The sequence below is a fragment of the Vibrio crassostreae genome, from assembly GCF_024347415.1.
Lineage (GTDB): Bacteria > Pseudomonadota > Gammaproteobacteria > Enterobacterales > Vibrionaceae > Vibrio > Vibrio crassostreae.
This window is the reverse complement of record NZ_AP025476.1, coordinates 1530419-1551549: the sequence shown is the minus strand read 5'-3', so window position 1 is coordinate 1551549 and position 21131 is coordinate 1530419. Positions and strand designations below refer to the sequence as shown.

Annotated in this window: 20 protein-coding genes; 10 read left to right on the top strand and 10 right to left on the bottom strand. The window is 44.9% G+C overall.

What is annotated here, in order from left to right; genetic code table 11:
- Nucleotides 1-88: 88 nt before the first annotated feature.
- From OC193_RS07065 to OC193_RS07040, 6 genes are all read right to left on the bottom strand, one after another.
- Nucleotides 89-1885: a M3 family oligoendopeptidase gene (locus OC193_RS07065; RefSeq protein WP_048664877.1), complete on the bottom strand. Its 1797-nt coding sequence runs from the start codon at nucleotides 1883-1885 to the stop codon at nucleotides 89-91.
- Between the two features lie 140 nt (nucleotides 1886-2025).
- Nucleotides 2026-2643, bottom strand: a complete 618-nt coding sequence (locus OC193_RS07060; RefSeq protein ID WP_048664876.1) for a histidine phosphatase family protein — start codon at nucleotides 2641-2643, stop codon at nucleotides 2026-2028.
- Nucleotides 2644-2652: 9 nt separating this feature from the next.
- Nucleotides 2653-3255 (bottom strand): bifunctional adenosylcobinamide kinase/adenosylcobinamide-phosphate guanylyltransferase, encoded by a 603-nt coding sequence (gene cobU, locus OC193_RS07055; RefSeq protein ID WP_048658526.1) that lies wholly within the window; start codon nucleotides 3253-3255, stop codon nucleotides 2653-2655.
- A 9-nt stretch (nucleotides 3256-3264) separates the two neighbouring features.
- Nucleotides 3265-4071 (bottom strand): adenosylcobinamide-GDP ribazoletransferase, encoded by an 807-nt coding sequence (locus OC193_RS07050; RefSeq protein ID WP_048658525.1) that lies wholly within the window; start codon nucleotides 4069-4071, stop codon nucleotides 3265-3267.
- A complete protein-coding gene (gene cobT, locus OC193_RS07045; RefSeq protein ID WP_048658524.1) occupies nucleotides 4071-5117 on the bottom strand; it encodes a nicotinate-nucleotide--dimethylbenzimidazole phosphoribosyltransferase in 1047 nt (348 codons plus the stop codon). The genes OC193_RS07050 and cobT overlap by 1 nt, the downstream gene beginning before the upstream one ends.
- Nucleotides 5118-5161: 44 nt before the next feature.
- A complete protein-coding gene (locus OC193_RS07040; protein WP_048664875.1) occupies nucleotides 5162-5773 on the bottom strand; it encodes a flavin reductase family protein in 612 nt (203 codons plus the stop codon).
- 637 nt (nucleotides 5774-6410) lie between these two features.
- On the opposite strand from OC193_RS07040, the gene OC193_RS07035 reads away from it, so the two are divergent.
- Nucleotides 6411-7106, top strand: a complete 696-nt coding sequence (locus OC193_RS07035; protein WP_048664874.1) for an NAD-dependent epimerase/dehydratase family protein — start codon at nucleotides 6411-6413, stop codon at nucleotides 7104-7106.
- A 185-nt stretch (nucleotides 7107-7291) separates the two neighbouring features.
- A complete protein-coding gene (locus OC193_RS07030; RefSeq protein ID WP_048664873.1) occupies nucleotides 7292-8665 on the top strand; it encodes an L-cystine transporter in 1374 nt (457 codons plus the stop codon).
- Nucleotides 8666-8763: 98 nt separating this feature from the next.
- Here the strand turns inward: OC193_RS07030 and OC193_RS07025 are convergent, their stop codons facing one another.
- On the bottom strand, nucleotides 8764-9156 hold the full coding sequence (locus OC193_RS07025; protein WP_048664872.1) for a GlcG/HbpS family heme-binding protein: 393 nt from the start codon (nucleotides 9154-9156) through the stop codon (nucleotides 8764-8766).
- Nucleotides 9157-9165: 9 nt separating this feature from the next.
- Nucleotides 9166-10176 (bottom strand): aldo/keto reductase, encoded by a 1011-nt coding sequence (locus OC193_RS07020; RefSeq protein WP_048664871.1) that lies wholly within the window; start codon nucleotides 10174-10176, stop codon nucleotides 9166-9168.
- A gap of 142 nt (nucleotides 10177-10318) precedes the next feature.
- On the opposite strand from OC193_RS07020, the gene OC193_RS07015 reads away from it, so the two are divergent.
- The 4 genes from OC193_RS07015 to OC193_RS07000 all read left to right on the top strand — a co-directional run bounded on the left by OC193_RS07015 (nucleotide 10319) and on the right by OC193_RS07000 (nucleotide 14556).
- The gene (locus OC193_RS07015; protein WP_048664870.1) at nucleotides 10319-11203 is read left to right on the top strand and encodes a LysR family transcriptional regulator; all 885 of its coding nucleotides are present in this window, start codon (nucleotides 10319-10321) and stop codon (nucleotides 11201-11203) included.
- 287 nt (nucleotides 11204-11490) lie between these two features.
- Nucleotides 11491-12252: a YdcF family protein gene (locus tag OC193_RS07010; protein ID WP_048664869.1), complete on the top strand. Its 762-nt coding sequence runs from the start codon at nucleotides 11491-11493 to the stop codon at nucleotides 12250-12252.
- A gap of 483 nt (nucleotides 12253-12735) precedes the next feature.
- Nucleotides 12736-14208 carry an aerolysin family beta-barrel pore-forming toxin gene (locus OC193_RS07005; protein ID WP_048658514.1) on the top strand — a complete coding sequence of 491 codons (1473 nt, stop codon included), beginning with the start codon at nucleotides 12736-12738 and terminating at the stop codon, nucleotides 14206-14208.
- A 165-nt stretch (nucleotides 14209-14373) separates the two neighbouring features.
- Nucleotides 14374-14556 carry a hypothetical protein gene (locus tag OC193_RS07000; RefSeq protein WP_048658513.1) on the top strand — a complete coding sequence of 61 codons (183 nt, stop codon included), beginning with the start codon at nucleotides 14374-14376 and terminating at the stop codon, nucleotides 14554-14556.
- Between the two features lie 162 nt (nucleotides 14557-14718).
- Here OC193_RS07000 and OC193_RS06995 read toward each other — a convergent pair whose 3' ends face one another.
- Nucleotides 14719-15240, bottom strand: a complete 522-nt coding sequence (locus tag OC193_RS06995) for a DUF2058 domain-containing protein (protein ID WP_048664868.1) — start codon at nucleotides 15238-15240, stop codon at nucleotides 14719-14721.
- Nucleotides 15241-15641: 401 nt separating this feature from the next.
- On the opposite strand from OC193_RS06995, the gene OC193_RS06990 reads away from it, so the two are divergent.
- Both OC193_RS06990 and OC193_RS06985 read left to right on the top strand, forming a co-directional pair.
- Entirely contained in the window at nucleotides 15642-16976 is a 1335-nt protein-coding gene (locus tag OC193_RS06990; protein ID WP_048664867.1) for a sphingomyelin phosphodiesterase, read from the top strand.
- A gap of 39 nt (nucleotides 16977-17015) precedes the next feature.
- Entirely contained in the window at nucleotides 17016-17966 is a 951-nt protein-coding gene (locus OC193_RS06985; RefSeq protein ID WP_048664911.1) for a hypothetical protein, read from the top strand.
- A gap of 4 nt (nucleotides 17967-17970) precedes the next feature.
- On the opposite strand, the gene OC193_RS06980 is transcribed toward OC193_RS06985, so the two are convergent.
- Nucleotides 17971-19005 carry an AraC family transcriptional regulator gene (locus OC193_RS06980; protein WP_048658510.1) on the bottom strand — a complete coding sequence of 345 codons (1035 nt, stop codon included), beginning with the start codon at nucleotides 19003-19005 and terminating at the stop codon, nucleotides 17971-17973.
- Nucleotides 19006-19174: 169 nt separating this feature from the next.
- Between OC193_RS06980 and OC193_RS06975 the strand changes: the two genes are divergently transcribed.
- Together OC193_RS06975 and OC193_RS06970 are read left to right on the top strand one after the other, a co-directional pair.
- Nucleotides 19175-20188 carry a DUF2804 domain-containing protein gene (locus OC193_RS06975; RefSeq protein WP_048664866.1) on the top strand — a complete coding sequence of 338 codons (1014 nt, stop codon included), beginning with the start codon at nucleotides 19175-19177 and terminating at the stop codon, nucleotides 20186-20188.
- Nucleotides 20189-20275: 87 nt separating this feature from the next.
- Entirely contained in the window at nucleotides 20276-21124 is an 849-nt protein-coding gene (locus OC193_RS06970; RefSeq protein ID WP_004734875.1) for a sterol desaturase family protein, read from the top strand.
- The last annotated feature ends 7 nt before the right edge of the window (nucleotides 21125-21131 follow it).

The following is a 21131-nucleotide window of genomic DNA, read 5'->3' as shown; positions in this document are numbered from 1 at the left end:
AGCTTTTGGTTGTCTCAGGTCATCTCAGCAAGATAAGAGCCACGTAAGCTAACACAGCTCTTACCTGCCATGAACAGATTGAGATCAATTAATCTTCCTGATCGAGTAATCTTTCAAATTCATCGATTTGAACTTTGACCATGTCGATGCTTTGTTGCCAAAAATCCGCTTGAGTCAGATCCATACCAAGGTGCTTTTGAACGACTTCTTCCGCCATCATGCTGCCTGTATCACGAAGCAACGACACGTAATCGCCGTAAAATTGCTCGCCTTTCGCATCTCGCTGAGCATAAACACCTTTACTGAATAGGTAACCAAACAAGTATGGGTAGTTGTAGAAGCTTACTTGAGAGATGCTGAAGTGCAGCTTGCTCGCCCAGAAGTAAGGGTCGGCTTCTGTCATTGCATCGCCGTACCACTCTTTCCAAGTCGTTTCCATCAAGTCACACAGCTGCTGAGCCGTTAGCTCACCTTTTTCACGCTGCTCGTAGAAAGCTTTTTCAAACTCAAAACGCACAGGAATGTTCACCATTAATGCCAAAGAAGAAGAAAGCTCTTCCCATAGCATTTCAAGTTTCTCATTGCGTGTTTTTGCTTGCTTCAATAGATGGTCACGAACGATGTTTTCAGCAAAGATCGAAGCCGTTTCTGCTAGCGTCATTGGGTAGCGTGTTTGACACAACGGCATGTCTTTCATCACCCAGTTGTGGAACGCGTGGCCTAGTTCGTGCGCCAATGTCATTAAGTTTGAGCGGCTGCCACTCCATGTCATGAACACAAGTGGTGTGCGTGTCGCTGCAAACTTGGTGCAGTACGCACCTAGACGTTTGTTCGCAGCTGGAGCTGCATCAATCCAACCGTTCTCAACCATCAAAGCGACGAAATCAGCCATCTCTGGATTTACTTCAGCGAACGCAGTTTTGATCACTTCGATCGCTTCATCAAATGGGTAGATCTTAGATTCAGCGTCACCGAGTGGTAGCATTGCTGCTAAATGATTCCAAGGCTTCATTTCATCTAAACCGTGAACTCTTGCCATCAACAAACCCGCTTTCTGGCCAACCGTTCGATTAGCTTTCGCAACAGACATCATGGTGTCTAACGTTTCAGGTACGATGCGGCTGCCGTGTAGGCTTGGATCTAAGAAATGCACATCGCTAATCTTCGAGCGCTTTTTGTTTTCAGTCAGTCGCCAACCCGCCAATGCATTTAGGATCGAAGCAAAAGACTCTTGATGCGTTTTCATCGCACCTTGAACGGCGCGCCATGCCGGTTCTTGTTTGTCGAATTCGCTGCCATACAACAAGCTCGCCGCTTGAGAAAAGCCCAGAGCTTCCTCTTCACCGTCCAGCTTTAGTGACAGCTTTAAAGAACCGGTTAGGTTGTCGTATAAACGCCCCCACCCATCACGGCCATCAACCTTCATAGCCGCTAACAACTGCTCTTCAGCAACACTGAGTCGGCTGCTTGCTAATTTACGTGAGCTCTCAATCGCGAAGCGTTGGCCTGCAACATCGGCACTCTCGTGTTCTAAAACCGCATCAATAAACTCTGGTTCAGCGTGAATCAGGGTGTCTTCATAAGGGCTGAACGCTTGAGACATTTCAGAGTTCAGCTTCGCAACACGACCAAGCAGTGCTTTCGCTTCTGTGTGTGTCGCGTCAACCGATGCGTGGCAATTAGCGAAAGTGTTGATCGTGCTGAGTAACGTGCCTGCCGCTTCTGAAGTCTGAATCGCGTTTTGCATCGCTAAAATTATGTGACGCTTTTCAACGTGTAAGTTCAACAGCTCAATACACTGCTGAATGAGTTCAATGTCCTGTTCGATTTTTGCATCATTAAGATCGCTGTAAGCAATGCTTAGATCCCAACTCGGTGTTGTCATGACTAAATTCCTTTCACGTAGGTAGTAATACCAATCAGGTATAACGGCTGTGAGCGCCGCTTTATATTTCGATCTATTAGATCTGTGTCTATTTACAGATCTAATAGATTGTTAATTCTTAAACTGTGTTTTTTGAACACTCAGAGAACAGGCAGCCCTATCGATTTAACGCTGATAACACTCTGTGCAAACTGAGTGATTTGAATATGAGTTATCGACGCGTTTTCTATCGATAACTTCGAGTACAAACTCGGATTTTTCCAATCGATATCAAGGCATTCCGCTAACAGAATACGAATCACACCACCATGAGTAACCAACAATATATTGTCACTTGGATTGTTCAAAAGTTGCGACCAAGCTTGAGTTACTCTGTCGTGGAAGCTCTGTAAACTTTCTGCGCCAGTCAATTGATGATTTGCTGGGTTTTGCCAAAAGGTTTCTAGCATTCCCCACTTGTCTTCAAGTTCATCAAATGGGACACCATCGACTTCACCGAAGTTCATTTCCTGAAAGCCAGGTGCAACCGACAAAGGCACAGACATACGCTCTGCATACAAGCTCGCGAGACCACCACATCGTCTTAATGGCGAGGTAACCACGCTATCAAAGGTAATGTCTTGTGTAGCAAGCGCCTGACATATCTGTTCTTGAAGCTCAGGGCTCACCAATACATCAGATAAACCATTGAGTGCAGCTTTTCCTTCGACTTTGCCATGTCTTAGCAGATAGATGTTTTTGGTTGTTCCATTGACCATGTGCGTGACCTAGGCTTGAGTATCAAGCAAGTGATTGGATGGTTTTAAGCTTAGTGGTAACCCTGCTGCGACCAGAGTGACTCGTTCAACAACGCGAGCTAGCGCTTGGTTCATTCGCCCAGCATTGTCAACAAACAAGCGCGACACTTTACCCAGTGGCACCACACCTAAACCGACCTCATTAGACACCATGATAATTTGTGCCGGACTTTGCTCGACGCTTTTTACCAAAACTTCAACCACGGCTTCAATCTGCTCATTGGTTGCATCATCACCCAGTTCAAAGATGACGTTGTTCAACCACAATGTTAGGCAGTCAATCAACACCACATCTTCTTTCTCAAAAGACTGCAGTTTTTCGGCTAACTCAACGGGTACTTCATGCTCGATCCACTGTTCTCCACGACGTTGTTGATGGTGCGAGATTCGTTCTCGCATTTCGTCATCAAGATACGTCGCTGTCGCAATATAATTGAGGCGTCCATTTGAACATGCTTCAAACGCACATAATGCTTGTTGCTCTGCAAAACTCGACTTACCTGAACGAGCCCCGCCCAATACCAGATAGCTGTTTCGCTGTCTTGTTTGACTAATTTGATTCGTGTTTGTCATAGGAAACCGTTATAGAAAGCCATTGTAAAATGCAGTAATGAATACCAGGTAAATCAATAACTCCATCAACTGCTGTGCTGCCCCCAAGCAGTCGCCAGTAAAGCCACCGATTCGAGCCGTTAACCACTTTTTGAAACCTGCTCTGAACAGATAGGCGACGACCGATAAAACCATTGCGAATTCAAGACCAAACCACAGGCTAGGCAGTACGCCCACAAACAATAAAAAGACAAGTTCACCTTTAGTTTGCTTGTTGGCCAATGGCTTACTCTTGCTCGTGTCCAAATCACTGACATAAGGCATGTCGTAAATCAGCGATGCTGCGATCGCTCGGCTAAAGGTGTAGCTCGTCACGATGACCATAAACACCCCAGTCAAGCTGACGAGCTCTTGCAGCAGAACCCACTTACCAAGCAATGCCATGATCAGCGCAGACGCACCATATGTACCAATTCGGCTGTCTTTCATGATGTTCAAGCGGCGTTCAAGTGTCATACCGCCACCGATGCCATCCGCCATGTCAGTCAAGCCGTCTTCATGGAAAGCGCCGGTGAGCATTAAGCTGAAACTCATCATCAAGAAGATGGCAATCGAACTCGGTAATACCGTATTAAGCAACAAGAACACACCGCCACACAACACACCAAGTAACAAACCAACCGTTGAAAAGTAGCGACCAGAACGATTCATTCGCTCTGTTGAATAAGGCGTGTTCTTTGGCATTGGCAATCGAGAAAAGAAACCCATCGCCAGCGCAAACAGCTCCCATTGATAAGTGACTCGATCTTTCAACGATCCTTCTGGAGTATCACTCATTAAACCGTGACTCCAGCGCTTTCGAAGCTCGCCATGTTGTTATAAAACTCGGCTGCCGCACGAATAATTGGCATCGCCAGAGCTGCACCAGTGCCCTCGCCCAATCTCAATCCAAGATCGAGCAGAGGCTCAGCTCTTAGCAGCTCTAACAGAATTTTGTGCCCTGACTCTTCAGAGCGATGTGCAAAGATCATATAGTCACGGCAGTTCGGTTCAATTAAGGTCGCGACATACGCCGCAACCGACACGATAAAGCCATCGACTAATACTGGTGTTCTGTTTTGGTAAGCACCAAGGAAACCACCGACCATTTGAACGATTTCATAACCGCCGACTTGTGCTAGTACCTCTTTAATATCTTTAACTTCAGTCGCATCTAAACCTTTGCAACGCGCAACACCTTGCTCAACCACAGCCACTTTACGTGCAAGCTGTTCATTGTTGATGCCTGTTCCTAGGCCAACACACTCCGCTGCAGCACGATTCGCTAATGCACTTAAGATCGCTGATGCGCTGCTGGTATTTCCGATGCCCATTTCACCAAACATGATGATATTGGTGCCATTAGAAATGGTTCTAGATACAAGCTCGCTACCTAGGTCAATCCCACGTTCCACCGTTTCTAAACTCATTGCCGCTTCATTGGCAAAGTTATTGGTTCGCGTACCTAAACGCTGAGAGATCAGCATTGGGCTATCAGATTCGACTGGTAACAAAATCCCAGTATCTACAACCGTAATATCGATGTGGTTCACAGCACAAAAACAGTTAATCGCCGCTCCGCCGTTTAAGAAGTTCAACACCATCTGCTGTGTTACCGCGCTTGGAGCAATACTCACACCTTCATCTGCTATGCCATGGTCGCCAGCAAATATAATGATACTTGGCGTATTCAATTCGATGTGTTCAACCGCAGCTTGTTTGCCTTGGCTCTGAATCAATGCCAGTTGATGCGCGACTTTTTCTAGTAAGCCAAGCGCGCCATGTGGCTTGGTTTTTTGGTCAATACGGTGTTGGATGTACTGCGAGTATTGGGTATCTAACATAGTTTTTATAAACGCTTATTCTGGGTACGGTTTAGTTAGGAAAGCTATTTAGGGCGTGCTACAGAGAACACATTAGAAAGCGTCGCGTATTCACCGCCGCCCAGTCGAGATAAAGGATCAAGTGCTAGTGCATCAATCTTCAAGCGCTCGCTCTCTTTATCGATCACACCTCCAGAGATATACACCTGTTCAACTTGAGCAAAGATAAGGCATTGCGGTACTTCACCGACTTCTTTAACTTCATACAATGTGCAGCCAAAAGCCACGGCGCACTCTTTAACTCTCGGTAAAGAAAAGCCCTCAAATTCAACCAGCTCAATATTATTCGCGGTTACTTCAGAATCACCATGATCGAGAGTGGCAGCTGTTGCCGTCATTATTTCTGCAGAACTTGAAGACGCGATATGGATCACCAGCTTACCCGTTTCAAGGGCGTTACGTGTGGTATCTTTGATTTCGCCCGATGGCTTCTTCCCGACCGACAACATCAGTAGCGGTGGATTGCTGGAAACGGGTGTGAAATAAGAGAAAGGCGCTAGGTTGTACTCTTGGTCAGAAGATTCCGTCAATGCCCACGCAATAGGGCGAGGAACAACGGTTTGTGTCATCAGGTGATAAATCTGAGTGGGAGCAAGAGTATCAAGCTTGAAGTTCATAGCACGTCCTTGGTCTATGTGAATTACGACTCAGTTTACGTGTTAAGAAGAGTCGTATCTATGGCTAAGTACTAGAAACCGCAGAGAGTGTTCTTAATTTAGACAGATCACGTTGGTTTTTTCTCAAATTGACAATCAAATTGACGAACCCTATAACGCCAACAATTCTGATAACAGATTTATCAATAACTTACATTTTGGCATCGTTTATGCTTTATCTTAAGCACTTGTTAATCTCTCCATTGATAAGTACCCATACAGTGAATTCCCACAACACTGACGCTACACAAAGAAACACAAGCGATAGAAATACTCAACAGAACAGCGATTTGGGAGGTGTAATGATTCCGAACTCAAGTAAAAGAAAGCCAAATAAATCAAGTAAGAAAACCAGCAAAAAGGTAAGGAAAATCCCACTGTCCTTCACCTAGTAAGCAGCAAAGCAAGTAACAAAGCCCGTCGCCCAGCGGGCTTTGTTATGTTTGAGACTCAACCAATACCGGATTCAGATCCCTTCTATATTAAATACGTCATTAGCCACTCAGCATTCGCCCCTCATTTATCAAACTTTTATTCGCTTAAAATTCAAACACTGTTTATATTAAACAAGCACTTGTGAAGCGAGTAAGGGGTTAGGATGAGCATTTCTGGAGACAAAACATCGGTCGTTGTGGCTGGTGCTACTGGGCTAATTGGCCAACATGTGATGAAACTGCTCACCGACGAACCTGCCGTCGATCATATCTATGCCCTATCTCGAAGAGCACTAAATTCACAGTTTGACTCCAACAAGCTCCACACGCTTATTCACAGCGACCTGCAAGTCACCAGTTGGGACGATACCCAAGCCACGCCAAATCTTGGCGTTATCTGCTTAGGTACGACTAAGAAAAAGGCAGGATCAAAAGAAGCACTGCGCAAAATCGATGTGGAGCTGGTTAGCCAAGTCGCTCAGTCGATGAAATTTCTTGGGGTTCAACGCGTCGCGGTCGTTTCTAGCTATGGCGCTTCACCAGATTCCTATTCGCACTACCTTCGTTGCAAGGGGCAAATGGAGCAAAACTTAAAACGTATTGGCTTCAAGCAACTTTTCATCGCACGCCCCGGGCCACTGGTGGGTGAACGAGAAGAACCAAGAGTCGATGAAAAACTGCTACAGAGCATCTTTCCTCTGCTGTCACCATTTATGTTCGGCAAGTTCAAAAACCTGCGCCCGATTCAGTCGAAAGACGTCGCACAAGCCATGTTGTTTCGATTGTTCGAAAATAATTTCCAAAATATCGAAATTTACTCGTCAAGCGACATGCTTAATTTATTGGCAAAATATCGCTAAAAAGCTCATCTATTCACCACAATGTTGGATATCCACTCATTCCATTCAGTGGATATTACCTATCGTTCTATTTAATTACTTTTCCTTATTTTACGTTTTGTTACAGGTCGCTACTGTAGCTAACAGTATTTGCGCCCATATATCTAAGCGCCCTATCGATCCAAAGAAATTCATAAGGAAAACAAATGACATTTTCAGCTATCGCTGCCTTAGCGGTATTCACTGGTATCCTCTTCTTTCTCTACGGACAGCAGAAAAAAGAAAACACGTTATCGCGCTTAGTTCTATTAGGTTTAGTTTTTGGTAGTGCTTTCGGCCTAGGTCTTCAGCTGCTATTTGGTGAAGGCAACCCTGTTATTAAAGAAACGCTAGACTGGGTAAACATTGTTGGTCGTGGTTACGTTGGCCTACTGAAAATGGTGATCATGCCATTAGTATTGATTTCAATGATTGCTGCGGTAGTGAAGCTTGAAAAAGGCGGCTCACTGGGCAAAATCTCTGGCATCACAATCTCTGTATTGCTAGCAACCACAGCGATTTCTGCGATTGTCGGTATTATTGTGACTCAAGCGTTCGGCCTATCTGCTGAAGGTTTAACAGAAGGTGCTCGCGAAACAGCACGTATCGCAACGCTAGAAAGCCGCATTGGCAGCGTTTCAGACCTAACAATTCCGCAGATGCTGGTTAGCTTCATTCCAACCAACCCATTTGCAGACCTAACGGGCGCTCGCTCTACGTCTATCATCGCGGTTGTTATCTTTGGTGTGCTAACGGGTATTGCTGCACGCAAAGTAATGGCAGAGAAAGAAGAGCTAGAATCTCCAATTCGTACGTTCGTTGAAGCGGCTCAATCTATCGTGATGCGCTTAGTTAAGATGATCATGGCACTAACGCCATACGGCATCGCAGCATTAATGGCGAAAGTAGTTGCAACATCAAGCGCTTCTGACATCTTAAGCCTACTCGGTTTCATCGTAGCGTCTTACGTTGCAATTCTATTGATGTTCGTTGTTCACGGTGTGTTGGTTTCTTTTGTTGGTGTAAACCCGAAAGAATACTTCCAAAAAATCTGGCCTGTTCTAACGTTCGCTTTCACTTCGCGTAGTTCTGCAGCAACGATTCCACTGAACGTTGAAGCTCAAATCACGAAGCTAAACGTGCCACCAGCAATTGCTAACCTATCAGCCTCTTTCGGCGCGACAATTGGTCAAAACGGCTGTGCGGGTATCTACCCTGCAATGCTAGCAGTTATGGTTGCACCTACGGTTGGTATCGACCCAATGGACATTAACTTCATTCTGTCTCTAATTGCAATTATCACGGTTAGCTCTTTTGGTATCGCAGGTGTGGGTGGCGGTGCAACGTTCGCAGCACTTATCGTACTGCCAGCTATGGGCCTTCCAGTAACGATTGCAGCACTGCTTATCTCTATCGAACCACTTATCGATATGGCTCGTACAGCGCTTAACGTATCTGGTGCGATGACAGCCGGTACAATCACAAGTCGCCTATTAGGTAAGAAAGACAAGCAACAAGATTTGGAACAAGCAAACGCTTAATTCTGAATCGAACAGCTCGACCAACAAAAAAACCGATGCATGTGCATCGGTTTTTTATTGTCTGTCTTATGTCAGAGCCACTTTGTAAACAGTGGTACTTAAAGCACCAATCGAATTACTTTCTCAGCTAATGCTTCATCGTCGTCTTCACTCAATCCGCTGATACCAATAGCGCCAATCACCTGCCCTTGATGTTCAATTGGAACACCACCTTTGAAGCCAGTGATCTTTGAATCGGTCCAGTAACTGAGGTCTTTGCCTGTTTCTCTTGCCCAAGCGCCCAAGTTACCACTCGGTTGTCTGTCTCTAGCAGAGGTATAAGCCTTATTCTGAGCCAACAAACCCGCTTGAACGCTGACGTTGTCCATTCGGGAGAACGCTAGCAGTTCACCATGTGTATCACATACACTCACCGCGATGGCCTGGTCGTTGTGCCCTGCAATGTCGAGTGCGCTGTACACGAGTTGCTGTACGATTTTTTGATTCAACATGTTCATCCCCTATGGCAACGCCTGACCACGTGAGTACACGTATAAGTTGTACCACTCTTCACGAGTGAGATTAATCTGAGTCGCAACCGCAGACGCCTTGATTCGATTTAGATTCGTAGTGCCGATGACAGGCTGAATACCTGCTGAATGACGAAGTAAAAACGCCAACACAATCGCTTCACTTTCTACGCCATATTGATTCGCTAACTGCGCGACATAATGCGCGGTCTTTTTCACGTCCTCTTGTTCTGAATACAGCCCTTGCTCTGCAAAACGACCTTGTGCCAAGCAGCCCCAAGCTTGCAATTGAATGCCCTTCATTTGGCAATGTTCAAGCGTGCCTGCAGCAAAATCAGATTGATGATGCCCTTGCGAGTTAATCATCACGCCATCATTAAGCCAATCAAGCTTTGCCAAGCTCATTTCAATTTGGTTCGCGACAATAGGCTGACCGAGCGCCGACTGTAGATACTGGATTTGGTGACTGTTCATGTTAGATACACCAAAGAAATCCACCTTGCCTTGAGCTTTCAGGTTCTCAAGCGTTCTTGCCAGTTCATCCAACTCCATCAACGGATCAGGACGATGCAAAAGCAACACGTCGAGCTTTTCTGCATTTAAACGGTTCAGAATGCCTTCTACCGATTGGCTTACCCAATTTGCCGAAAAATCATAACGGCCAACGTTGCCCTCACCTTCAAAGCGAATACCACACTTGGATTGAATGAACATCTGGTCACGCAGTTCGGGGGCTTGCTGTAATGCTTGACCAAAAGCTTGCTCTGCCTTACTGAAGGTATAAATATCAGCATGGTCAAACAGGTTGATTCCCGACTCAAGTGCTGTGTCGATTACGCTACGTGTTTGAGCTACATCAGACGCCGTTACCGGGTTGTCGTTCCAGCCACCTCCAAGCCCCATACATCCATAGGCGATTTGCCCAACACCCTCTAGATGGTTTGATAGTGGGATGTTCTTTTGATTATCGTTCTTGTTTGTTGAATCAATGCTGTTCGTCATACCTGCTCTCGCTTAGAAGGTTTGATGCCAATAAATATGCCTCTATCATATTGTTCTTTTAAAAAAACAGAATATGCTAGTTACGAAATGATTGTTTGGTATAGCGAACAATATAAATAGGCAGCTTTGAAGGAATACGCGAATGAACGAGCACAAAAGAATAGAACGATTGATCCTATTTGTAGAACTTGCTCAACAACTTAACTTTACCAAGGCAGCGGAAAAGCTTGGTATATCCAAGAGCTACCTTTCAGAGCAAATCAAACGACTAGAAAGCGACTTGCAGTGCCCTCTTCTTGTAAGAACCACGCGCAGTGTTCGACTAACCCAAGAAGGCGAACGTGCCCTACAGCAAGGCTTAACCATTCGCTCGCAAGTATTGCAGCTTGAGCGCAGTGTTTCGGAGCAGCACGACATCGTAAAAGGCACTTTACGCCTTACGGCACCCAAGATGTTTACAGAGGTGTTCTTGTTCGATATCTGCCAGCAGTTTAGACAGCAATACCCTGAGGTTCGCTTTGAGATTAATAGTAGTTACACCAACTTTAATCTCAACCAAGATGATATCGATATCGCCTTTCGTGCCACTAATACCCCGCCAGACAACATGATCGCGAAACGATTGATTACCTACCAACACGATTTGGTTGCAACTCCCAGCTATCTTAATCAATTTGGTCGCCCCACCAGCGTGAGTGATTTAAGCAACCATCAATGTTTAGCGACACTGCATCAAACCGAGTGGCCTTTAAAATCGGCGAATATCGATGTGTCAGGCTGGCTCTCAAGCAATGACAATCACTTACTCAAGCAACAAGCCATGGTAGGAAGCGGTATTATTCGTATCGCAAGTTATTACGTTGACAAAGAAGTTGAACGTGGCGAGTTAGAGCGAGTATTACCTGACGAGTGCTTACAACAAGGGAACAGTATTTATCTGTTCTATCCACAAGTCATCTACCCTGCTAAAAAGCATCAAGTGTTTATTAAGTTTGTTCAGAATTACTTTGAAAATTTGAGTCGATAAATGATGAGTTAGTGATTTAAGGCAAGCGAAAGTAACTAAATTAAATAACACGAAATAGGGTTAAAATAATCCCCTCAGTTTATATACCTATATTTTAATAGGGGTTATTGGACAATAATAAAGCGCTTTTACTCGTGCTCCGATTAGTGATCGTATTTAATCGCAATAAATCGTGCATTTGTTCAATAATACAATGAGTTAACTATGAAGCATCATCATGATTGATATATGATGCAACACCTCAATATGCTGCATCAAATTGACACCAGTTCGGTAACGGGATCACCATGAGCTTTATTATACTTTTACTTCTTCTACTCTTCGTTTTGATAACACGCTTACTTCAATGGCGAGCAACTTCCACCTTTTTGTCTCTTGTTCTTATATCGTCATTTGTGTTGATTGGTTCAGGTTTTATCCCTAGCTATTTATTAGACGACCTGCAAGCGAATTACGAAAGTAAGCCTGAGATCCAGTGGTCGGATAATAATGCAATTGTTCTTTTGGGTGCAGGAACGCAGCTAATTAAAAGTACACAAGAGTTCGAACCCGCTTTTTTCTCTTATGGCCGAATCAGTGAAACGGCAAGCCAATATAAAGACTGTGCAAAAACGCAAACTGCATGCAAAGTGATCATCAGTGGTGGTGACGCTCAGAACAATGGTGTCACAGAGGCTGAAATTTACGAGCAACAACTGCTTAGGCTTGGCGTTCCAATGGGAGACCTTATCCAAGAGCCGAACAGCGTGAACACTTGGAAAAATGCGCAACTGACCAGCGACCTGATGAAACATCACCAATTCGACAACATTGTGCTGGTTTCATCTGGCCTACACATTCGCCGTAGTGAACTTTACTTCAACCACTTTGGATTGAACGTGATTCCAGTAAGAGCCGATTACATGGCGGCTCAAATTTCATGGCTGCCACTGTGGTATAACTTTGCGGTAACAGACTTTGCTCTGCACGAACAAATCGGGTTTGCTCGTTACAACATCTACAACCTTATAGGTTGGAACAGCAAACGGGAAAAGCCTGGGGATGCTTAATCGCGTCCAATTAAGTTAATTCGCTCGATACACACAAAAAGCAGCAATAATCGAAAGGTTGTTTGCTGCTTTTTTGATCCTACCTATCACAATATTCTTTCTTATTTAGGCTTACGTCTCCACTCCCCAATCCGTAAGCAATAATTCTTTCTAATCAATCTTGCTGACTTATTTTTCCAAATCCATTTCCTAAATAACAAAGTTACAGAAACACAAACGTTCAACAATTAACCGCCCATTAATTGGATGGCTGAAAGTATTTGAAATCAATCAAGATAAGTCTTTATCAAACGACAAGTTGATCAGTACAACCCTCTGATATCTATAAGTATTTATTTTCAATTCATTTCAGTACTTTTGGCTTTGTTTTATATGACAGAGTACACCCCGCTAGAGTCCCTCGGCTGTAAAAAACACTCATAAAAACACATATAAATCGCATCTAAAAACAATAGCCAAATAATGGCACCTAGGAATTAATTCATGCTCAACGTCAGTAAAACCATTCTATTTAGCACTGCCCTATCGTTAATACCTTTGACGGCTCATTCAAAAATATACTCAGACCAAATTGTCTTGGACAAACTTGGGGAAGATGTGTGTCGCTCCGACTATCGCCCACTAACTCATACCGAAGCACAAGAACACAAAACAGCGCTTATCTCTCGCATGAACGTGTGGGATATAGCAGGCCTTCAAGATGATTGGGTAATCATGGGCTCAGGCTATCACGGCCTCATTAAACGAGACCAAGACAGTGACGACACATGGTGTTATCCCAACCGCCCAGACGCAGGTTTGCCTTACTATCAGGAACAAGCCATTGAAGAGCACAACAACGTTGAGGTTCAACGAGCCTTAGTCAGCGATAATGCGAGCTTTATTCGCCCATTAAGTTACTTAGCACACAACCTTGGTTACGCTTGGGTTGGCGGCGACAATGGACGCTACGTCGGCCAAGATATGGGGATCAAACAGCTTAACGATGGTTGGGAGATAAAGGGTAACAGCGATGGTTCATGCTCTGGTGAACGCTGTGACGAAAAGACAACAATCACGGTCGATAACTTCTCTTACACACTTGATAGCACGGCATTTTCTCATGGTGAGGTTAGCGAACCAGAACAAGCGCTGATTAATACAGTGTCGGCTTACGCGATTAATGACGACGATGAACCAAAGCAGATCATCGTTGACCTTCATTTTGAGCAATCTACCCAGTGGCGTAAAACCAACAGCTTTGACCTCTCAGAATCAGTAGTGATCAACGAGAACTTTACTTGGCCTCAGGTTGGGAAAACAGATGTAACCGTAGTGCTTGAACAAGACCAACGTTTCTCTGACACCAACAATGGTTCTCGCTCTGAACCAACAGAGCGACAAGCCATCATCACAGTGCCAGCTAATTCTGTATTACCTTTTAGAGTCGAGTTTTATCGCTCAAGTATCTCTTATCCGTACCGCATCAAAGCGAACATGAGTTACGACGTCAACTTCACCGGCTTCTTACGCTATAGCGGCAATGCACTAAGTTCGCACCCAACAAACCGTCCAACAATCTCACACACCTTCACCATGGGTGCTAACAGCGAAGAACAAGCGAACATTCGCTATCAATGGGATCACCGTTATATTCCTGGTGAGATGAAATGGTGGGATTGGAGTTGGGCGATTAACGCGAATGGCTTAAGCAGCATGCAATATGCCGCGGGAGCAAGTGTTCGTCCCTTCTACACTCACATAACGGGCCAGTTTAGCGCTGAGTCTCAATATTCAGGCATGATCGATATTGGAGAACAGCACCCTGTGGACTCATTTGATGTTATAGCAACGCTTGGTGACCACACAACCTACCACGCAGGTGAGATTGAGGTCGTGACTGACTTCGACCCAGAAGCTTTAGCACAACTTGGGTACCAAGAGGCTCAGCTGATGATTAATCCTGTTCAACACTAGTTGGGTCAAGCTTTAAGTTCCTTGTCTGACTCAATAATTGCTAGCACGCGTCTAATCATCACGTTTTTGAATTGGTCAACGCTGACTTAAAAGTGCAATCACAACGACACAAAAGTTTGAGTTAATGAAGCCGGCTAAAGACAGAGACCCCTAACAGGAGGAGCTATGAAATACTGTCCATGTTGCTCAACAGAGCTCATCTCACGAGATGATGTACACATTTGTCCACGTAACGAAATCGGTGACTGCTATTTTGACGGGTATGAGCAATCTCATATTGAATATCATCAGCTCAAAGACTACCCACAAGATTCAGCGTTAGATATTGCCGAGATTATTGCTGATTAACGCTTAATACGTGAGAAAGTTTAAAGCACATCTCAATTAAAGAGCGTAAGCACACTGACATGTCGGCTAAAATTAAAAGGCCCTGATGGTAGTACCATCAGGGCCTTTTATGATCTTTCTACGCCATAAAGTACAGCGGATCCAGAAGTAATTAGTTAACCATTACCACATTAGATCATCTGGGATCACGAAGTCTTTGTACGGGTCATCTTCGTCGATTTCATCTGTGCTACCTGCCTGCGTATCAACGATAGATTCTTCGTCGCGCATAGCAATCTTGTTCGCTACTGCTGTTGGAATAACCACATAGCTTTCGCCCTGACGCGCAATACTTAAGATACCTTTACTTAGTTGCTTTTGAGTCAGCTCTTCTACGTAAAGGTATTTAACTAGCGTACCGTCGGTGAAGTTGTATTTGATCTCACCGTTCTTCTGTTCGAGCTTGTTCATCTCAATCAGTTGCTTCACTTGAGCTTTAATTTCTTTGCTCAATTGCTGTTCTTTGAGCTGTTGGTTTAGCTCTTTGTCTTTCGCTTGCTGCGCCAGTTTAGTTTCTTCAGCTGCCGCTTTTGCTTCACGAGACTGAACGCGAGACTTTTTAGAGCCTTTCTTCGCCTTCTTTAATTTTTTCTCATTTACCAAGCCAGCTTTAAGCATTTGCTCTTGGAGTGTTAACTTTGCCATGACTTTCCCAGTTCAGGATTAAAAACGACACTATCATACCTGTTTTTGAGGAATCTGTTTACTGAACAATGGCAAAATTTATGCTGATAGAGCAAGGCGGTTAGCGTTTTCCCTTATCGTGATTCACAGCATCCATTTCTGGTTATTTACCGACCTATGATTTCCACGAAAACAACCAATAGTGACTTACCCTCAAACCCAAATCGTTCCTCTATTTTTTAGCGTGCGCGCGTATCACTTATCATTCAGGCAAAGCAATATGTTAATTTTCAATGAGTAATCTAATTTATAAAACCATGGCATATATCTAATATTTGGATAATTCCCATAGAGCTATAACTCCAATGTCACAACTCTTTACTACGTTATTCTTTAAACCAATCAGTAAGGATAACGTGAAAATGAAAACTCAATGGACTTGCCTGAGTGCAATACTTGCATCAGCTTCATTCATTTCAACCTCGGCTATTGCAGACACCGATGTGTACCTGACCAATAACACTAGCCAAGTAATGACGATTCAAACCAATCACACGGGTACCGACCAGCTTCAATTCGGTGATGAGTGGCAGCAACATGTTGAACAGATTGGCCCTTGGGAGACGAAGAAGCTGATCAGTTTCAATCGCTGGACTGGTGTGAAATCTGGGAAGACCTATGAGTTTGACACTGTGGTATCGAACGCTGTGGGTGAGAGTGTCACGCTCAACCAAACCATGAAGGGACATTGGTACAACTCGACACTGCAACATGGCTTGAGTGCCGCAGACGTCAACTTAACGTTGCATGACGATCGTAATATTCATCGCAGCACAACCGATGCATTCGGGGTCAATGCAGAGCTAGCACTTAAAGCCGATTCTACGGCGCGCTACGATGATATTTATTACACCATCACTCCACCAAAAGTGGATGAGCAACCAGAGCCAGATGCCAATACACTCAAAGTCATGACTTATAACATCTGGGCGCTGCCTGCCATCGCTTCGCATATTGGTGACCGCTATGACCTGATCCCTCAATACGTAAAGGGCTATGACGTGTTGGCGCTACAAGAGGTGTTTGCTAACGGCAGAGATGAATTCTTGCGTGAACTTGCAAAAGAGTATCCTTATCAGACCAAAATGCTCGATAAAGACGGGATTAACATCTATGACGGCGGCGTGATCATTGTCAGCCGCTACCCTATCGTCAACGAAGCGCAATACGTGTTCCCTGATTGTACAGGCACAGATTGTTTCGCTGATAAGGGCGTGAATTACGCCGAGGTCATCAAGAATGGTCAGGCTTACCATGTGTTTGGCACTCACACCGCATCATTCGATACGGACACAGCGCGTGACTATCGTCAGCGTCAATTTAGACAGATGCGTGAACTTGCTCAATCACTGAATATACCAACCTCAGAAACGGTGATTTACAGCGGCGATTTCAACGTGAACAAGCTGAAGTTCCCAGGCGACTACCAAGAGATGTTCGCTAACCTGCAAGCTGAAGAGCCACAATATTCAGGTTACACCGCGTCTACTTTTGACCCTCGCATCAACAACTTTGCAGGCGAACCTATGTCGGGTGGCGAGAATGTTGAGTATCTCGATTATGTAGTGGTGAGTTCAGAGTATGCTGCTAAAGCTCATAACGACAATCGTGTGGATGTCCCAAGATCAACAAGCAGTGAGTTATGGAAGCACTACAACCTTTCAGACCACTTCCCTGTTAGCGCCCTCATTAAGTAACTCGGTGAACCCATAATGCATCGAGTCATCTTAATCCTAATGCTCGTCTTAACGACGGGCATTATTGGCTATTCTTGGTCATCAAAATCCACTGAAACACCGCTATCTTCTGCTCAACACACAGAAGCAAAACAACGGGTTTCTACGACAACTGCTGACGACAATTCCACGCCAACTGCAACCGCCCGTTCGGAAAATGCAGCATCGCAGAACAAACAAGCCGAAGCAGAATCATCGGGCGGAGAAACGCATGTTAAAAACTTAAGCGAACTTGAAGGTAAAGCTCTATTCGATGAACTCAATGAGTTTTGGACGCTTTGCCAACAAACAGGAAATTGCACTGAACAACTCGCACAGTTGAAATCTGAGTTACCGATGGAATGGTTTGAGCTATTAAGTAATTACCCAAAGCTCTCGGCCGATTGGCAAGTAAGAGAAAGCACAATACCACTCGAATCCATCGACTCTTTGGAAGCACGTGTTGAACTGTTTAAGCAGGCTGCACAAGAGATTTGGGGAGAGTTAGCCAACCAGTTATTTGCCGATCAATTTGCGCATTTGGATTTTACGCTTAGCACAAACACATTTGAGGAAGTCGTAGCGACTGAGTTTGTCTCACACTATCAAGCTTTGCTCTCGGAATGGGAAGGTACAACGGGAACGATAAACGCCGAAACTCCGGCTCAACAATACGAGCTTGCTGTCTCGCTGCTGCCAAACAACTACAGTTCTGCCGAGCTGGCGACTATTAAGGCTGAACTTCAAGAGACATATCTAGATGCAGAACAAGCCGATAATATCGCCGCGCGTGAACAACAAGTGGAGCAACAACAGCAGACGGTGATGAGTTATCACGAGCAACTTGAGCAACTCAAAGCGACCTTAGACTCTCAGCGAACCTCAAGTTATGCCACTTGGACTCAGCAAGATTGGGACAGTTACTATCAGCAGCAAGTCACCGATTTCAGAGAGCAGTTTTTTAGTAAGTAACGCTTTAACTTAAGCCATCCCGAAACTGCGCGGGCGTTTTACTCAGCCACCCTTTAAACGCCCTTCTGAAGTTTGCAGGATCGCTATAACCAAGCCTTTCACCGATGTCATCAATACTCATGCTTGTACCGAGTAATAGCTCTTTGGCTAATTCGACTCGGACTTCAGTAAGTAAGGCTTGATAACTGGAATTATGAGAGACCAGTTCTCGCCTGAGTGTGCGAGAACTGCAACCAAACTCTAGTGCGAGTTGCTCTATAGTCGGAAAGCTACCTGCGGTTTGATAAAAGATCGTTTTGATTTGGTTAGTCAGCAGATGCTCAGAGTCCAGCGTCTCGACTATCGACTGGCAAGACGTAAGATAGCGCTTCAGTGTCGCGGCATCATGAGTCAATAAGGTTTGTGACAAAACCGAGACATCAAAACGCAGTTCACAATGGCTTTGTTCAAAAATCACCGGACACTGGAAACGCTCGTCATAAAGCTTGGCGTAATTGGGGCGAGCATAAGGCAAAGCCAAAGTGTGAATATCCAACTCATGACCAGTCAGTTCTTTGAACAAAGAGACGATTGAACTCAAGAAATACTCACTGCAGAAAGGCAGGAGATCGCCCACTTCCAAGGTGTTCTCAATCTGAATCACTGCTTGCTCGGAATCTAGAAACAATTTAACCGAGAAAATAGGCCCGTTCAGGCGCAGATATTTAAAGCCCGACTTGATGGCCTCCCCGACATTTTGACTGGTCGATAGCGCATAACCCAACACACCAAAGTGGCTCAAGCTAGCGTGGTCCCCCAGCCAAAGCCCTAAGCCATCGTGAGGAAAGCTCTGATTCGCCACGCTAAATAACGCAAGTTTATCCGCGTAAGTCAGCTTCCCATTTGGGTCTCGCCAATCCATGTTCGGCAAACCCACATCATTGAGTAGCCTTTCAATATCGAGACCTCGTTGCTCTAACGTATTCAACAGCAGCGCGATATCTAATGTACCCAACTGATGCCGATGTCCGGTCGGCTTATACTCCGCGATAATCTCCAATCGTCTCTCCTTATATCGAGCCCATTCCCATAAACATGACTACTCAGCTTCAACAACACTACTGACAAAATCGTGATTGATAACCTGCTCTTGTCCGATTATGACCTCCCAATTTTACGTTACTCATTGCACAATGCTGTTAATTGTTAAATTTATGTGAACCATCGCAATGATAAAAACAACCCCTGCTCCACACAGTTTGATTGGTTCTAATGGTCAGCCGACGGTTGGGCATTTCGATGGCATCCCAAAACACCTGAACATCGAGAACTTTGACTACCGAAACTCGATGGATTCAAAAGCAGCTCCTTGGCAGAAGCACTTCCACTACAAACAATTCCAATTTGTCAGCATCGTCACCGACACACACATTATTGGTGTCGCTATCGCGGATATTCGCTACTTGGGCTCGGCATTTTGTTATCTGTACGATATTGAAAACAACCACCTGGAAGAGTCGTCTTGGTTGAGGCCGTTTGGGTTTGATAAACAAGTAACGCCTTCACCATACGAAGGAACAACAAGCATCGCAAGCCAAAGCATTGCTTTCGATATCGAAGGCGGACAATGGCGAGTTCGTTTGAATACCAAACTCATCAAGGCCGATATCGTTTTAGAGCCTGAAGCCGACAGCTTGCCCATGTCGATGTGCAGCCCAACGGGTTATTCAGGTTGGACTTACACCCAAAAGCACAATGCTTTGCGCATCAGCGGCGACATCCAAGTCAAGGGAACATCATTAAAGCTCACGCAAGCTCGTGCCGGGTATGACTTTTCAGCGGGTTACATGAGGCGTGAAACCAGTTGGCGCTGGGCAAGCATCAACGCGCAATCCAATGGCACTGATATTGGCCTGAACCTCGCAGCGGGCGTCAATGAAACCGGAGGCTGCGAAAACGTTTTATGGGTGAATGGAAGCAGACACTTACTTCATCCGGTGCAGTTTACGTTTAATCGCCAAGACACGAATTTACCTTGGCAGATAACATCACAAGATGGACGTATAAACCTGACCTTTACGCCCTTAAATAATCGCAGCGAAAAGCTCAATTTATGGCTGTTAAAAAGTAACTTTCGTCAGTTCGTTGGTCACTTTTCTGGCTCGATTGAAGACAACAATGGAGTGACACATCAACTCGATGATGTTCTTGGTCTAACAGAAGATCACTTTGCTCGCTGGTAGCGAAATTCTGCTGACTGAATCTCAGACGATCAAGTCTAAGTAAGCTTGATACTAAGAACGCGTATGGCGTCTCAACAAGGATAAAACATGAATATCGACGCATTAATCAATCACCCAGAATGGCTACTGCTGGTATTAGCGCCCTTATTCGTGGTGTGCATGTTGGCTGAGTATTTTATCGGTCAGAAGCAAGGTCGACTACCAGATAATTCCAGCTATAAACTTTCAGAAGTGATGTGTAACTTCACGCTTGCGGGAATGCATCAACTCTCCGATTTGCTCACCGGGTTATTGGTCGTGCAGTTGTATCTCTTGATGTTTGGTTGGCGTTTAATGGACATTGAAATGGGCGTGCTGAGTTTCATTGTGTTGATGGTGTTGCAAGACTTTTGCTATTACTGGTTCCATAGAGCAAGCCATCGTGTTCGCTGGATGTGGGCAGCACACGTCGCGCACCACAGCTCAGAACAGATGAACTTCAGTACGGCTTTCCGTCAAAGCTTAATGTACCCACTTGCTGGGATGTGGCTATTCTGGGTACCGTTGGTCATCATAGGTTTTGACCCTAAATGGGTCATCTTTGTGGTGCTTCTGAATCTAGGTTTGCAGTTCTTTGTACATACTCAATGGATACGAAGCTTAGGACCACTTGAATACATCTTTAACACCCCATCACACCACCGTGTGCATCACGGCAAAAACCCGCAATACATAGATAAGAACTACGCCGGTGTTTTGATCATTTGGGATAAGTTGTTTGGTACGTTCGAACCTGAAGTTGAAACCGTACGTTACGGCGTCACCAAGCCTGTAAACAGTTTTAACCCGATAGTGGTCACCTTTCAAGAATGGAAGGCCATATTCAAAGATTTGAAGAACCGAGAGTTAACCATGAAACAGAAAGTGCGATTGATACTCTCACCTCCATCAGACTAATCAAAGC

Bases quoted from the DNA above. Each gene is read 5' to 3' on its own strand.
- OC193_RS07065 (WP_048664877.1), bottom strand. From the start codon at position 1,885: ATGACAACACCGAGTTGGGATCTAAGCATTGCTTACAGCGATCTTAAT.
- OC193_RS07060 (WP_048664876.1), bottom strand. From the start codon at position 2,643: ATGGTCAATGGAACAACCAAAAACATCTATCTGCTAAGACATGGCAAA.
- cobU (WP_048658526.1), bottom strand. From the start codon at position 3,255: ATGACAAACACGAATCAAATTAGTCAAACAAGACAGCGAAACAGCTAT.
- OC193_RS07050 (WP_048658525.1), bottom strand. From the start codon at position 4,071: ATGAGTGATACTCCAGAAGGATCGTTGAAAGATCGAGTCACTTATCAA.
- cobT (WP_048658524.1), bottom strand. From the start codon at position 5,117: ATGTTAGATACCCAATACTCGCAGTACATCCAACACCGTATTGACCAA.
- OC193_RS07040 (WP_048664875.1), bottom strand. From the start codon at position 5,773: ATGAACTTCAAGCTTGATACTCTTGCTCCCACTCAGATTTATCACCTG.
- OC193_RS07035 (WP_048664874.1), top strand. From the start codon at position 6,411: ATGAGCATTTCTGGAGACAAAACATCGGTCGTTGTGGCTGGTGCTACT.
- OC193_RS07030 (WP_048664873.1), top strand. From the start codon at position 7,292: ATGACATTTTCAGCTATCGCTGCCTTAGCGGTATTCACTGGTATCCTC.
- OC193_RS07025 (WP_048664872.1), bottom strand. From the start codon at position 9,156: ATGTTGAATCAAAAAATCGTACAGCAACTCGTGTACAGCGCACTCGAC.
- OC193_RS07020 (WP_048664871.1), bottom strand. From the start codon at position 10,176: ATGACGAACAGCATTGATTCAACAAACAAGAACGATAATCAAAAGAAC.
- OC193_RS07015 (WP_048664870.1), top strand. From the start codon at position 10,319: ATGAACGAGCACAAAAGAATAGAACGATTGATCCTATTTGTAGAACTT.
- OC193_RS07010 (WP_048664869.1), top strand. From the start codon at position 11,491: ATGAGCTTTATTATACTTTTACTTCTTCTACTCTTCGTTTTGATAACA.
- OC193_RS07005 (WP_048658514.1), top strand. From the start codon at position 12,736: ATGCTCAACGTCAGTAAAACCATTCTATTTAGCACTGCCCTATCGTTA.
- OC193_RS07000 (WP_048658513.1), top strand. From the start codon at position 14,374: ATGAAATACTGTCCATGTTGCTCAACAGAGCTCATCTCACGAGATGAT.
- OC193_RS06995 (WP_048664868.1), bottom strand. From the start codon at position 15,240: ATGGCAAAGTTAACACTCCAAGAGCAAATGCTTAAAGCTGGCTTGGTA.
- OC193_RS06990 (WP_048664867.1), top strand. From the start codon at position 15,642: ATGAAAACTCAATGGACTTGCCTGAGTGCAATACTTGCATCAGCTTCA.
- OC193_RS06985 (WP_048664911.1), top strand. From the start codon at position 17,016: ATGCTCGTCTTAACGACGGGCATTATTGGCTATTCTTGGTCATCAAAA.
- OC193_RS06975 (WP_048664866.1), top strand. From the start codon at position 19,175: ATGATAAAAACAACCCCTGCTCCACACAGTTTGATTGGTTCTAATGGT.
- OC193_RS06970 (WP_004734875.1), top strand. From the start codon at position 20,276: ATGAATATCGACGCATTAATCAATCACCCAGAATGGCTACTGCTGGTA.